The 13,990-nt window shown below is 63.1% G+C and carries 13 protein-coding genes; 10 read left to right on the top strand and 3 right to left on the bottom strand.

From position 1 onward, the window contains the following. Positions 1-216: 216 nt before the first annotated feature. The 4 genes from EV286_RS02955 (at position 217) to zwf (ending at position 4,898) form a co-directional block, all read left to right on the top strand. Positions 217-1,776 (top strand): TerC family protein, encoded by a 1,560-nt coding sequence (locus EV286_RS02955; protein ID WP_132955500.1) that lies wholly within the window; start codon positions 217-219, stop codon positions 1,774-1,776. A gap of 42 nt (positions 1,777-1,818) precedes the next feature. After that, positions 1,819-2,478, top strand: coding sequence for a haloacid dehalogenase type II (locus EV286_RS02950; RefSeq protein WP_132955499.1), 660 nt, complete (start codon positions 1,819-1,821; stop codon positions 2,476-2,478). 22 nt (positions 2,479-2,500) lie between these two features. After that, positions 2,501-3,271, top strand: a complete 771-nt coding sequence (gene tam / locus EV286_RS02945) for a trans-aconitate 2-methyltransferase (protein ID WP_132955498.1) — start codon at positions 2,501-2,503, stop codon at positions 3,269-3,271. Between the two features lie 115 nt (positions 3,272-3,386). After that, a complete protein-coding gene (gene zwf, locus EV286_RS02940; RefSeq protein ID WP_132955497.1) occupies positions 3,387-4,898 on the top strand; it encodes a glucose-6-phosphate dehydrogenase in 1,512 nt (503 codons plus the stop codon). Between the two features lie 20 nt (positions 4,899-4,918). Here zwf and EV286_RS02935 read toward each other — a convergent pair whose 3' ends face one another. Continuing rightward, on the bottom strand, positions 4,919-5,785 hold the full coding sequence (locus tag EV286_RS02935) for a carbon-nitrogen hydrolase family protein (RefSeq protein WP_165932768.1): 867 nt from the start codon (positions 5,783-5,785) through the stop codon (positions 4,919-4,921). Between the two features lie 299 nt (positions 5,786-6,084). Here EV286_RS02935 and EV286_RS02930 point away from each other — a divergent pair, with 299 nt between their 5' ends. After that, positions 6,085-6,615, top strand: coding sequence for a dihydrofolate reductase family protein (locus tag EV286_RS02930; RefSeq protein ID WP_132955495.1), 531 nt, complete (start codon positions 6,085-6,087; stop codon positions 6,613-6,615). A 44-nt stretch (positions 6,616-6,659) separates the two neighbouring features. On the opposite strand, the gene EV286_RS02925 is transcribed toward EV286_RS02930, so the two are convergent. Then, entirely contained in the window at positions 6,660-7,049 is a 390-nt protein-coding gene (locus EV286_RS02925) for a DUF937 domain-containing protein (RefSeq protein ID WP_132955494.1), read from the bottom strand. Between the two features lie 334 nt (positions 7,050-7,383). Here EV286_RS02925 and EV286_RS02920 point away from each other — a divergent pair, with 334 nt between their 5' ends. Together EV286_RS02920 and EV286_RS02915 are read left to right on the top strand one after the other, a co-directional pair. After that, positions 7,384-8,949 (top strand): helicase HerA-like C-terminal domain-containing protein, encoded by a 1,566-nt coding sequence (locus EV286_RS02920; protein ID WP_132955493.1) that lies wholly within the window; start codon positions 7,384-7,386, stop codon positions 8,947-8,949. Between the two features lie 34 nt (positions 8,950-8,983). Further along, positions 8,984-9,886 (top strand): AraC family transcriptional regulator, encoded by a 903-nt coding sequence (locus tag EV286_RS02915; protein WP_132955492.1) that lies wholly within the window; start codon positions 8,984-8,986, stop codon positions 9,884-9,886. Here EV286_RS02915 and EV286_RS02910 read toward each other — a convergent pair. Further along, positions 9,800-10,585, bottom strand: coding sequence for a class I SAM-dependent methyltransferase (locus EV286_RS02910; RefSeq protein WP_132955491.1), 786 nt, complete (start codon positions 10,583-10,585; stop codon positions 9,800-9,802). The two genes, EV286_RS02915 and EV286_RS02910, sit on opposite strands and share 87 nt — an antisense overlap. Positions 10,586-10,843: 258 nt before the next feature. Here EV286_RS02910 and EV286_RS02905 point away from each other — a divergent pair, with 258 nt between their 5' ends. The 3 genes from EV286_RS02905 to EV286_RS02895 all read left to right on the top strand — a co-directional run bounded on the left by EV286_RS02905 (position 10,844) and on the right by EV286_RS02895 (position 13,986). After that, the gene (locus EV286_RS02905; RefSeq protein WP_132955714.1) at positions 10,844-11,452 is read left to right on the top strand and encodes a LysE family translocator; all 609 of its coding nucleotides are present in this window, start codon (positions 10,844-10,846) and stop codon (positions 11,450-11,452) included. Positions 11,453-11,578: 126 nt separating this feature from the next. Then, positions 11,579-13,462 carry a CHAT domain-containing protein gene (locus tag EV286_RS02900; RefSeq protein ID WP_165932767.1) on the top strand — a complete coding sequence of 628 codons (1,884 nt, stop codon included), beginning with the start codon at positions 11,579-11,581 and terminating at the stop codon, positions 13,460-13,462. After that, on the top strand, positions 13,462-13,986 hold the full coding sequence (locus tag EV286_RS02895) for a hypothetical protein (protein ID WP_132955489.1): 525 nt from the start codon (positions 13,462-13,464) through the stop codon (positions 13,984-13,986). Before EV286_RS02900 ends, EV286_RS02895 begins: the two co-directional genes overlap by 1 nt. Positions 13,987-13,990 lie beyond the last annotated feature (4 nt).

Genomic DNA, 13,990 nt, shown 5'->3' with positions numbered 1-13,990 from the left:
TCCCGGCCGGCAAGAGCCCGGCGAGGAAGACGGCGGCCACTGTAGACCCTCCCATAACGCCCATATCGGATGGCTTGCTTCGACAGCTCGGCTCTCACGCTTTCAGCATAGGCGGCGCAAAGGCCTTGGGCTTGCACCTGCTCTTGGGCAAACCAACCCGGATTTTCACAAAGGGAGCGGCAGGTCTGCGACGACCGTAGCCGCATGTACTGACTAATGTTCTTCGAATGGATATCCGACCCTTCCGCCTGGGTCGGGCTTGCGACGCTCGTTGTGCTCGAGATCGTTCTCGGCATCGACAACCTTGTCTTCATCGCCATCCTGGCGGACAAGCTGCCACCGCACCAGCGCGACGCGGCACGCGTCACCGGCCTTGCACTCGCACTCATCATCCGCATGGCGCTGCTCGCCTCGATCGCCTGGGTGGTGACGCTGACGGAACCGCTCCTCACCGTCTACGGCTTTGCCTTTTCGGGCCGCGACATCATCCTCGTCGTCGGCGGACTGTTCCTGCTCTTCAAGGGGACGATGGAGCTGCACGAGCGGCTGGAGGGCGAGGATCACAACGGCGAGCGCAAGGTGGTGCACGCCGTCTTCTGGCAGGTGATCGTGCAGATCGTCGTGCTCGACGCGATCTTCTCGCTAGACAGCGTGATCACCGCCGTCGGCATGGTGCAACACCTGCCGGTCATGATGATTGCGGTCACCATCGCCGTCGGCGTCATGCTGATGCTTTCGAAGCCGCTGACGCTCTTCGTCGGCAAGCATCCCACTGTCGTCATTCTCTGCCTGGGCTTCCTGATGATGATCGGTTTCTCGCTGATCATCGAGGGCTTCGGCTTCCACATTCCGAAGGGCTATCTCTACGCCGCAATCGGCTTCTCGATCATCATCGAGTCGCTGAACCAGGTCGCCCGCCACAATCGCGAACGGCTGATCACGCCGAGCAATATCCGTGAAAGGACGGCGGATGCCGTGCTCAACCTGCTCGGCGGCAAGCGGCCGCAGGTGACGCTCGGCTCGACGGCAGACCTGATCGCGGAGCAGACGGCGGAGGACGAGGTCTTTTCCGAAGAGGAGAAGGACATGATCCAGGGCGTGCTGACGCTTGCCGACCGATCCGCGAAATCGATCATGACGCCACGTACCGACATCGTCTGGCTCGACCTCGAGGAGCCGCCCGAGCAACTGCAGCAGGCGATCCTCGAACTCGGCCATTCGCGCTTTCCGGTCGCGCGGGGAAGCCTCGACCACTTCATCGGCGTCGCCAGCGCCCGCGACCTTCTCCGTGACATCATGCAGGAGGGCAGGATCAATCCCGAGCGCTCGCTCCGCCAGCCCCTCGTCGTGCATGAAAGCATCAGCGCGCTGAAGCTGATGGAGCAGCTTCGCCAGTCGAACCAGAACATCGCGGTCGTCCTCGACGAGTATGGCGAACTCGAAGGCATCGTTACGCCGACCGACCTTCTCGAAGCGATCGCCGGTGAATTCCCGGACGAGGACGACGAGAAGCTGACGATCGAAAAGGCCGAGGACGGATCGCTCACTGTCGACGGCTGGATCGACATCCGCCACGCCTCGAAGCTGGTAGAGGCGGACCTCGTCGACGATGCCGACCGCTACTCGACGCTCGCGGGCTTCATTCTCTGGCGGCTGGGCCATCTGCCTCACGAGGGGGAGACGCTCACTTCCGGCGATCTTCACTTCGAGATCGTCAAGCTCGACGGGCGCAATATCGACAAGGTACGCATCAGGCGGCTAGAAGAGGTGGCCTGACGGAAACGGCGTCATTGCCCGGCACATGCCGAAGGAGGAACGATGACCTGCGCAGCCTATGTCTTCGATGCCTACGGCACGCTGTTCGACGTTCATGCCGCCGTCCGGCGCCATGCTGGACGAGCCGGTCCTGACGGCCAGGCGCTTTCCGATATCTGGCGTGCCAAGCAGCTCGAATATACCTGGGTGCGCTCGCTGATGGGCGCCTACGCGGATTTCGAGGTGCTGACCGCCGAGGCGCTCGACTATGCCTTCGACCGCATCCCGAGCGTCGACCGCAGTCTCAGGGCCGATCTTCTTGCCGCCTACCGGACACTCGACTGCTTTCCGGAGGTGCCGGCAGCATTGAGGGCTTTGAAGCAGCGCGGCGTGAAGATCGCGATCCTTTCCAACGGCACGCCTTCGATGCTCTCGGCAGTCGTCGGCCACTCTGGGCTCGACACGCTGATCGACGATATTTTCTCCGTGGACGGTCTAGGCATCTACAAGACCGCGCCGGCCGCCTATGAACTGGTGACCAAGGCCTATGGGCTTTGGCCTTCCGAAGTCTCGTTCCAGTCCTCCAATCGCTGGGACGTGGCCGGGGCGGTTCGCTTCGGCTTCCGCGCGGCGTGGATCAACCGGCAGCAGGCGCCGAACGAATATCACGACCTTTCCCCGCACATCACCCTCCCGTCATTGGACGGCCTTATAAATCATTGATTTTATACAAGGAGTTAGTTTCATGGCATGGTCCGCCAGCCAATATGTCAAGTTCGAGGACGAGCGCACGCGCCCTGCACGCGACCTTCTGGCCCAGGTGCCGCTTGCAAGCGTCAACCATGCGGTCGATCTCGGCTGCGGGCCCGGCAACTCGACCGAGCTTATCGTCGAGCGCTTCGGAACGGCGGGCGTCTCGGGGCTCGACAGCGACCAGAACATGCTGGAGGCAGCGCGCAAGCGCCTGCCGGGCACGCACTTCGTCGAAGCCGACCTTGGTAGCTGGCGGCCCTCCGAGCCGGCGGACCTGCTCTTCGCCAACGCCGTCTTCCAGTGGCTGCCGAACCATCTCGACATCTTCGACCGACTGATGGACAGCCTGGTTCCGGGCGGCGTGCTCGCGATCCAGATGCCCGACAACCTCGGCGAGCCGAGCCACCTGATGATGGAGGAGACGGCGCATGCCGGCCCCTGGAAGGCCGCCTTCGAGAAGAAGAGCGTGCGCCGCAATCCCCTACCCCCGCCTTCGACCTATTACAGCCGCCTCATCGGCAAGTCCTCGCGCATCGACATCTGGCACACGGTCTACAATCACCCGATGGCCGACGCGGCCGCGATCGTCGAGTGGGTGAAGGGAACCGGGTTGATGCCCTATCTCGCCAATGCTGGTGCGGAGCATCGCGAGGCGTTCCTGGCCGACTACCTCCAGCGTCTGGAAACGGTCTATCCGAAGATGGCGGACGGGCGCGTGCTGTTGAGGTTCCCGCGATTGTTCATGATCGCCGTAAAGCGCTGAAACGGAAGACTGTCGCCGGCGGGTCGGTCCGGCCACTTGCTGGCCCAACCGACCCCGGTCCTTGCCGGAAGAGCAACGCGCGTTATAGTCGTTGGAAAATCGTGAGGAGACCGCCATGGATGCCGCCCCTACACCTCCGGCCACGCTCGTCATCTTCGGCGCGACCGGCGATTTGACACGCCGGCTGCTGGTCCCGGCAATCATAAACCTGACGCGCAGTGGACTGGTCGGCGACGATCTCGACATATTGGGGGTCGGCATCGAGCCAGGTGACGATGCCATGCTGGTCTCGAGGCTCGACAATTTCCTTGCCGGCCTCGGCGACCCCGACGCGCCGGAAAGGGACGAAGCCTGGCGCAGCCTGCGCGAGCGCGTTTCCTATATCTCCGGCGACTTCAACAAGGACGATATCTTCCACGAGATCGAAAGGCGCCTGCTGCGGGCACCCAGCGGAAATGCCGCTTTCTATCTCGCCGTTCCGCCGCAGTTTTTTGGCCTGATCATCGAAAAGCTCGCCGATCACGGCCTGATGCGCGAGAGCGACGGCGCCTTCCGCCGCATCGCCATCGAGAAGCCATTCGGCACCGACCTTGCGTCCGCGCAGGCGCTGAACGCCTGCATCCTGGGCAAGGTCCACGAGAGCCAGGTCTATCGGCTCGACCACTTCCTTGGAAAGGAGACGGTGCAGAACATCCTGACGGCGCGTTTCGCCAACATGATGATCGAGGCACTGTGGAACAACAACTACATCGACCATGTCCAGATCACGGCGGCGGAGACCGTCGATGTCGGCAGCCGCGGCAAATTCTATGACGCAACCGGCGCGCTGCGCGACATGATCCCCAACCATCTTTTCCAGCTCCTCGCCATGATCGCCATGGAGCCGCCGAACGGCTTCGGCGCCGAGGCGATCCGGACCGAAAAGAGCAAGGTGCTCAGCGCGCTGCGCATCTACACGGCGGAAGAAGCGGCCAACCACTCGGTGCGCGGCGTCTACACGGCCGGTACGCTGGACGGCAGCAGCATCACCGCCTTCCGGCAGACGAAGGACGTGGCGCCCGACAGCAAGACCGAAACCTTCGTGGCACTGAAGCTTTATGCCGATACCTGGCGTTGGGCGGGCGTGCCTTTCTACCTGAGGACCGGAAAGGCGATGACGGCGCGCGATACCGAAATCGTCGTGACCTTCCGGCAGGTGCCTTTCGCACAATTCCGCGAGACGGAGGTCAAGCGCCACCTGCCGCCCAACAAGCTGGTCATCCAGGTGCAACCCGACGAGGGCCTGAGCATGGAAATCTCCATCAAGTCTCCCGGGCTTTCCGTCGATACCGTGCCGGTCTCCCTCGACTTCCGCTATGCCGACAAGTTCGATATCGGCAAGATGACGGGCTATGAATCCTTGCTCTATGACCTCTTCATCGGCGACCAGACACTGTTCCAGCGCGCCGACGGCATCGAGGCCGGGTGGGCGGCGGTGCAGCCTTTCCTCGATGTGTGGGCAAGAGAGGGCGACGATCCCGATTCCTATGCTCCCGGCACCATGGGACCGGCCTCGGCCGACCTGCTGATCGAGCGCGACGGGCGGCTATGGCACGAGCTCGGCGTGCTCCTGCACAAGGCCAAGTAGGCACAAAGTCGCCTTTCCCGTCAGGCGGCGGGAACGCGCGCCTTCTCGCGCAGCGATTTGCGATAGGCGATGACCGAATTGAAGAAGCGATCCTGCTCCGGATCGTCTGACAGCGCATTGATGGTCAACCCGGCCTCATGGCGGGTGGCTTGGCCGCCGATATGGCCACTCCGCTCGATCCAGAGGCTCGAGAAATCCTGGCCCGGCCGGCAGGAGTTGGAGAGGCTGATCGCATAGACGTGCAGCCAGGCATAGGACTGCATCAGCGATGGAATGACGAGGGTGGCGTTCTTGTCCCGGAAGTGGCTGTCACTGACGGCGGAATGGAAGAGCAGCTCCACCTCGCCAAAGTAGCCCTGCCAAAGTTCGGGGAAAGACCAATCGAGGCAGATGAGGAAGCCGCAGCGCACTCCGTCGATCTCGACCACCAGCGGTCGCTCGCCGGCGGTGAAGGCGCGCAGGTCGTTGTCGCTGCAGCGCTGCTTGTCGTAGCGTCCGACGATTTCGCCCTTGCGATCGATCACATAGAGCGAGTTGAACGGCTTGCGGCCTTCGGCTTCGCGGTGGGCGCAGCCGGCAACCACCCAAATACCCTTGGCCCGGGCAGCCGCACGCACCTCCCCGACAACAGCATCGAGTGCCTCCCAGTCAAAACCGGTCCAGTCCGGCCAGTTCGACGGACCATAGCCTGAGATCGCGCATTCGGGAAAATGCACGACATCGGCGCCTGCCTCGGCCGCCCTGCCGATCAGATCGAGGATATGCGCGAGGTTGGCGCCCAAATCGGGGGCCACCGGGAACTGGCAGGTCGCCACTTTCAGCCGGGCCGGCGCTCCGGTCTTCGACGGCGGCCGGTCCCAGGTGTACGTTCCGTCCCACTTCGGCATGCGCGTCCCTCGCGAAGGAATCAGTATGATTGCTTCGCCATGGGAGCGGAGTTTGTCGTCACTGTCCATCGGCGAAAGCTGAAAGCGTCAGCCCACCTATTCCGCCTTGACCCCGCCCCGGTCATGGAGGGCGTTCCGATCCTGCACGGAAACAGAAATTCCTATGTCGCACGAGGCTGATTAGCGGTCCTTTGGTTAGTCGTCACTCCGACAAGGCCGGGCGCAGTTTGTGCCCAACTCAATTTTGCGTAATATCGCCTCCAGCTATTCTGAATACCCTGAGGTGGAGATTTTGCAGCATGGCGAAGCTCGTCTTTGGAATGAACCAGTCGCTGGACGGCTACGTCGACCACCTGGAAATGTCGACAGGGCCCGTGCTCTTTCGCCACTGGACAGAGCACGTGCGCGACCTGACGGGCAGTGTGTACGGTCGCCGCGTCTACGAGCTCATGCGTTATTGGGACGAAGACCGTCCTGAGTGGAGTGCCGAGCAACGCGAGTTCGCGGTGGCGTGGCGGCGCCAGCCGAAGTGGGTCGTGTCGCGCTCTTTGAAGTCGGTCGGCCCCAACGCCACGCTTGTCGGGGATGACGTCGAGGCGGTGGTACGTGGCCTGAGGGCCCGGCTCGCGGGGGAGATTGCGGTTTCCGGACCAGAACTGGCACGAAGCCTGACTGACCTTGGTCTTATTGATGAGTATCGGCTCTACTTCCACCCCGTCGTGCTTGGCCGCGGCAAGCCATTCTTCGCCGGCCCGCGACCACCACTCCGTCTTGTCTCGACCGATCACGTTGGCGAGGACGTGATCAGGTTGACATACGTCCCTGCTTGATCGCGCGCCTCGCCGGACGGACTGCGCCGACAGCCTTCTTGAACTCAGACGAACTGGCCGAGCCCCGGCACCGAGGCGACGACCTGGTCGACGACTTCGTCACCGGCATATTGCCGGGCGACGGCAATGGTTTCCTTGGCGAGCGCGGTGATCTCGCCCATGCCGAGGCCCTGCGACATCAGCTGCTGGCCGAGGCCCATGATACCGCCGCCGCCGAGCGCACCCATGATACCGCCGAGCAGGCCGCCACCCGAACCGGTGCCGCTGAACTGGGCCACGAGATCGGGAGCGCCTGGAATGGCCTCGATCATTCGAGCCACCGCGCCGTCATCGGCCTCGCGCTGAAGGAAGCCGAGCATCATGCCGACAGCCTTTTCGGCGACGTCCGGAGAAATGCCGACCTTGTCGGCGATCTGGGATACGATTTCGTTCATGAGTAGTCTCCTGCCTCCAATTATTGACGTTAACGTCAACGTAATTTCGTTTGCGGCGACGCGTCAAGGCATCTTTCCCGTCGAGGGCGTGTCTTCCGCTTCACCGGAGCATTTCCGTTTTCTCCAGAGTCGCGGGAATGCTCCATCTTTCTGCTGCACACAACTCCGAACGGAAAGCCGGCTCCCACCTTTGCCTGAAATTGCTCTCGCGAATACGGGCAGTTGTCCGCGCACAAGAGCCTGCTTATAACAGACAGGTAATCGTTGAATGAAGGGATGCGGCTGCACCCGGTTTTCACCGCGCGCGGCATGGTCCGAGAGGAGAGGACACAAAATGCTCGAAGAAGGCAAGCTTTTCATCGGCGCCAGTCGCAACCCGGACGACAGCATCAACAAGCCGGAATATCTGGATCTCAAGTTCGGAAACCGCCACGGCCTGGTGACGGGAGCGACAGGCACCGGCAAGACGGTGACGCTTCAGGTGCTCGCCGAAGGTTTTGCCGCCGCGGGCGTGCCAGTCTTTGCCGCTGACATCAAGGGCGACCTTTCCGGCATCGCGGCCAAGGGCGAACCGAAGGATTTCCTGACGAAGCGGGCCAACGAGATCGGCTTCACGGACTACGAATTCGACCAGTTCCCGGTCATCTTCTGGGATCTTTTCGGCGAGAAGGGCCACCGGGTTCGCACCACGGTCGCCGAGATGGGCCCGTTACTGCTCGCCCGGCTGATGGATGCCTCCGAGCCGCAGGAAGGTGTCCTCAACATCGCCTTCAAGATCGCCGACCAAGGCGGGCTGCCGCTGCTCGACCTCAAGGACCTGACTGCGCTTCTAAACTACATGGCGGACAACGCAACGGAGCTTTCGAGCCAGTTCGGCCTGATCTCAAAGGCGTCGGTCTCCTCGATACAACGTGCGCTGCTCGTGATGGAGCAGCAGGGTGCCGAGCATTTCTTCGGCGAGCCGGCTCTCAAGATCTCCGACATCATGCGCACGGACAATCGCGGCCGCGGCACGATCTCCGTGCTTGCCGCCGACAAGCTGATGATGAATCCGAGGCTCTACGCGACCTTCCTGCTCTGGCTGCTCTCCGAGCTCTTCGAGGAGATGCCGGAAGTGGGCGATCCCGACAAGCCGAAGCTCGTCTTCTTCTTCGACGAGGCGCACCTGCTCTTCAACGATGCACCGAAGGTGCTGCTCGAGCGCGTCGAGCAGGTGGTCCGACTCATCCGATCCAAGGGCGTGGGGGTCTATTTCGTCACGCAGAACCCGCTCGACGTGCCGGAAACCGTGCTGGCGCAGCTCGGCAACCGGCTGCAGCATGCGCTGCGCGCCTACACGCCGCGCGAGCAGAAGGCCGTGAAGACCGCCGCAGACACCTTCCGGCCCAATCCGGCCTTCGACTGCGCGACGGCGATCACCAATCTCGGCACCGGCGAGGCGCTGGTCTCGACGCTCGAAGGCAAGGGCGCGCCGTCCATCGTCGAACGCACACTCGTCCGCCCGCCCTCCGGCCGCGTCGGTCCGCTGACCGATGCCGAGCGGCAGCAGGTCATGGATAGGAGCCCCGTGCTTGGCGTCTACGACGAGGACATCGATCGCGAATCCGCCTTCGAGATCCTGATCGCCCGCGCCAGGAAGGCGTCCGACGCGGATGCGGCCAAACGGGCACAGGAACAGGCGGAGCAGCAGCAACCCTCCGGCGGCACGTCCGGCTGGAGCCTGCCCGGCTTCGGCGGCGCTGACGACGACCAGCCGGCGGCAAAGGGGCAGGCGCGCGCGCGCGTCGGCTACCAGCGCGAGACGGTGGTCGAGGCGGCGATGAAGAGCGTGGCACGAACGGTCGCCACCCAGGTCGGCCGGGCCTTGGTCCGCGGCATATTGGGCAGCCTCAAGCGGTAGGAAAAGGCGCGGGCGCGGATTGCGGGCGCTGAACATGGCAACGAGCGAGTTCAGACTGCTGAAAAGTGCCATGGCGGGTGTCGAGGCCGTGGCAGCCGACACGCGCCGCTCCTTTCCCCGGCACACGCATGAACAATTCGGCATCGGCGTCATCGATCGCGGAGCGCACAGGTCCTTGAGCGGCCGCGGCGTCGTGGAGGCGGAGGCGGGCGATACGATCACGGTCAATCCCGGTGAGGTGCATGACGGCATGCCGGTCGGCGATGCGGCTCGCTCCTGGCGAATGCTCTATCTTTCCCCATCGCTGATATTCCACGCGCTCGGCGACATTGAAGAGGGCCGTGCGGGCGGGCGGGAGTTTCATCATCCGGTCATGCGCAGCCAGGTGATTGCCGGCGGCGTCCGCCAACTCATCGATCTCGTCGCGACCGAAACGGACGACCTTGCCGCGCTCCGGCAGGAGGAAGTCCTCCTGGCGCTGCTGGCCGGGGCGATGAGCGAGGCCCGCGCGCCAGAGAGCCTGCATGCACCGAGTACGATCTCGAGGGCGCGCGAGCTGATCGACGACGATCCGACATCGACCATCTCGCTTGCCGATCTGGCGTTAGAAAGCGGCCTCAGCCGCTTCCAGGTGCTGCGCGGCTTCGCCCGGGCGACGGGCCTGACGCCACATGCCTATATCATCCAGCGGCGGATACAGCTTGCAAAGCGCCTGATCGCGGACCGTATGCCGCTCGCCGAAGTGGCGATCGCAAGCGGCTTTGCCGACCAAAGCCACATGACGCGTATATTCGTGCGCAATTTCGGCCTGCCACCCGGCGCCTACGCCGCCGTAGAAATCCTTGATGCCTCACGCCTTGCGCGACCTGATGTGCAGGAAAATCGGCGCCACGCGCGTATCGGCGACCACCGGTTCGGCGAGAGCCAGCTCCCGTGAGGCGGTCGGCTCGCCGAATGCCTCGATCGCCAGCCCGGCTTCGACGATCATGGAGATCCAGCTTGTAAGCGTGCGGTGGAATCGCGGTATCGCAAACGGCGTCAGGCTTGCACGTTCCTCGGCAGGAATCCCGGAAAACAGCCAGCGCTCGATACGACCTTCGGTCTCATCGAAATAATCTGCGACCTGAACGGCAACGGCTTCACCGTTCGCATCACGGACGTTCCTGCGCGTCGGTGGTACGAAACATGGATGCAGGATCGAAAACTGCAGGAAGCCGCTGGGCTTGAGGATGCGGTGCACGCCCCTGAGCACCTGGCGCTGATCGGCCATATCCATCATCGACATGAACGCGGTGACGAAGTCGAAACTCGCTGTCGGGAAATCGATGTCTTGCCCGTCACCGAGCACGTAGCTGATACCGAGTGGGTCCTGCGCCTCAGTCTCGCGGGCATAGCGAATGAAGGTCGGAGCAATATCGATCCCCGTCATGCGGGCTCCGAGACGAGCGACAGCTCGGGTGTTGGTGCCCTCGCCGCAGCCGAGGTCGAGTCCGGCTAGGCCGGCGACGGGTGGCAGCATGCGCAGAAAGGCCGGCGTGTTCAGCGCATCGCGATACTTGTCGTAACCCGCGCGGCTGTAGATCGTCCAGGTCTCCGCATTGCTCTCCCAGTGGGCGGCGACGTCATTCGCGTTCATGCTTATCCTCCCTGCTCGATCGAATGGGCGGCGAGCTATAGGCCCAACCGATTACAATGAGAAGACGGACCGGCAGAAAGAGGCCGGGCCACTTCCGGGGCAGGCGCCACAGAATAACCGCTGATGGGAGGCTCGATACCCTACGACAGCATCTGCCCGCATGAGACCGCTCTTTTCCCCGGCCTGCAATTTCGTTCAAGACGCTTCGAGGGCGCGACGCTTTTCTGGTGCCTTCCTCTTTCAGCGAAGGGCGCACGCATGACACTCGATTACCTGCTGACATCCATCGTCGTCATCCTCCTGCCCGGCACCGGCGTGCTTTACACGCTGGCGCACGGGCTGAGCCGTGGCTGGCATGCGAGCATCCTTGCAGCTTTCGGCTGTACTCTCGGCATCCTGCCGCACATGGCGGCAAGTCTTGTCGGGCTCGCAGCGCTGCTGCACACAAGCGCACTCGCCTTCGAGATCCTCAAATATCTCGGCGTTGTCTACATGCTCTACATGGCCTGGAGCGTCTGGAGGGATGGCGGGCAGCTCGAGGTCAGTGCGCAGGCCGGCCATGTCCCGGCGACGAGAATCGTGCTCGACGGTCTGCTGCTGAACGTCCTCAATCCGAAGCTGTCGATCTTCTTCCTGGCTTTCCTGCCGCAATTCGTGCCGCAGGACGGCGGCGAGAGCAGCCATATGCTGGAGCTTGCGGGGATCTTCATGCTCCTGACATTCGTGATCTTCCTTGGCTACGGGGCCTTCGCGTCCGCCACGCGTCGCTATGTCATCGCCCGGCCCGGAGTGATCCTCTGGGCGAGGCGTGGTTTTGCCGCCGCCTTCGGACTGCTCGGCGCCAAGCTTGCGCTCTCAACGCAATAGGGCGCCGTGCATGCGGGTCGCCGTCTGCCGGACGCATGATCCTTTGGGGCGAGCCCGGTATTATTTCCAATGCACGGGGTTTGCCGTACTCTTCCTGCCGGGTCAGGTGAGAAGGATGGCAGGCGAATGTCCAGATCCCTACTCGGCGAGGCAAGATCACGATACGCAACGGGCGACTACCAGGCGGGTTTGGATCTCACCGAGCAAGCCATCGCGCTCTTGCTGCAGGACGAGACACCTTCCGATGAAGACCTTGCCCTTGCACTGAACATCAAGGGCGAGTGCCAGAGGTATCTGGGGCAGCTTCCCGAGGCGATAGCGAGCTACGACGCGGCCTGGAAACACGCCCGCCGCACGAAGGAACTGGCGATCCAGTCGATGATCGCCAGCAATCGCGGCATAGGCTATCTCAGCCAGGGCCGTATCGAGGAAGGCATCGCCTCCCAGAAGATCGCGCTCGAGCTCGACCTCAAGAAGGGCGATCCGGAGGATATTGCCTACTCGCGTCACAATCTCGGCGCGGCGCTTTCCGAGGCGAAACAGACCGACGAGGCGCTTTCCGAACTCGCGCAGGCGATCGCGATACGAAAGGAGATCGGCGACTGGGATCAGCTGCTTTCCTCGTTGTCCCTGCAGGCGGACATCCTCGTCGCCCTCCACCGACCGGAGGAGGCTAAGGCCGCGATCATCGAGGCGCTCGAGCTGGAAGAGCTCATTTCGAACAAGACGGCCATGCGGCATCCGCTGTTGGTGCTCGCCGACATCCATACGGCGGAGGGCGACCACAAGGCCGCGCTCGGGCCGCTGTTTGCAGCCACGGCTCTTGTCGAGCAGATGAGGGCAAGGGCCAGCAACCGCGCGGCCTTCGACCTTCGGTATCATGAATATTACGCCCGCTGCATCGAGGCACTGTTCCGAACCGACAATTTCGAGGAGGCGATGCAGCTCATCGACCAGACGCGGGCACGCGTCTTCAGCGATCACGAGCAGGCGAGGCTCGCGGGTGGCGAGGCTCTGGCGGGAATGGCCCTGCGCGCCGAGATCACGAAATCGCTGCAGCCGGACGAAGCCCTCATCGAGATGTGGCTCTACAGGGGATCGCTGAAGACACTGGTGACGGAGCCATCCGGCTTCGGCTTGTACCAGCTGCCGGACGTGGTGGCGATCGACACGCAACAGGCACTTTCCGATCTCCTGTCCGAAGGCGAGCTCCGGACGGATTCCGGCCGCGCCTTCAACGATTCGTTTCTCGGCGCCATTGCGGCTCGCGCTGCGACGCTGCGGCGCGTGTATCTGGTTCCGCACGGAATCCAGTTCCAGTTTCCGGTGTCCTGCCTGAGAGGCGGAGATGGCCGCTACCTTTGCCAGGACATCGAAGTCGCGATCATTCCGTCTGCGAGATCCTATCTCTATCTTCGTGCGAGGGGCCACCACCCCTCCCGCCGCAGCCTCGTCGTCGGGGACCCGGACGGAACGCTTCCGTTCGCCCTTGAGGAAGCCCGGATGGTGAGCACGGCATTGAACTGCCCGGCCCTTCTGGGCAGGGAGGCGACGACCGAGCGCGTGCTCGGCACCTTGCGCGGCGAGGTCTTCGACGTCGTCCATTTCGCCTGCCACTATGTCAGCGCCGAAGGCCCGGAAATGTCCGGCCTGCTGATGGCCGATGGCGCGACGATTACCGCGCAGCAGATCGCCCAAAGCGCGCTTCAGGCCAATCTGGTCTGCACCGCGTCCTGCTCGTCCGGGCTGGTTCCCTATTCGCCCACCAACGACCTGGTCGGCTTCAACGGCGCGCTTCTGCTCGGCGGCACGAATTCCATCATCTCGTCGATCGCGCCGCTGCACGACAGGGCGGCGCTGTCCTTCTTCAAAGAGTTCTATCGAAGATACCGCGACGAGGACGAGAGCGGGGCTTCCGCCTTTTCGGCCAGCCAGCGGGACATGATCCAGTCAGGGGAGTTCTCAGCACCGAAATACTGGGCTCCCCTCTATCTCACGGGAGTATCGTGATGCCCGGCCAGCAGGACACTCAATCGGAATTCGACGACATCGAACTGTCGCTGCTGGAGGCGCGGGTCCAATCGCTGCGCGTGAAGGGCACGGATTCGGCCTACAGCCTGCTCGGAAGCGAATTGCGACCCTACATACGAAACCCCGAGGTCGCACCCCTGCCTGTGCCGCTCAAGGAAGTCCTCGAAGAAAGCGTGGCGGCCGGGAACGGGGCAAGCGAGGAATTTCGCGCGGGCAGCGCGCCCGACGACCGGATCGGCAAGCAGTTCTGGGAAATATACCGATCACAACTGCGCACCAGCCTCTGCGATCCCAAGGGCGATCTCTACAAACTGCTGGTGTCGGAAGGCAAGACATCGACAAAGGCGATCATCACGGCGCTCGTCGTGACTCTCGGTGTAGGAACCGCCTTCGCCGGCGTGATATGCGGCCTCGCGGCGATCATTCTCGAAATCGGCCTTCGTTCCTTCTGCGAATGGACGGAAAGCCCGGCGGGCGAGCCATCCGGTGCCGGCTCCAAATAGCCGG

The sequence above is a fragment of the Rhizobium sp. BK251 genome, assembly GCF_004345245.1.
Lineage (GTDB): Bacteria > Pseudomonadota > Alphaproteobacteria > Rhizobiales > Rhizobiaceae > Rhizobium.
The sequence above is the reverse complement of the archived record's forward strand: the minus strand, read 5'-3'. Positions and strand labels throughout refer to the sequence as shown.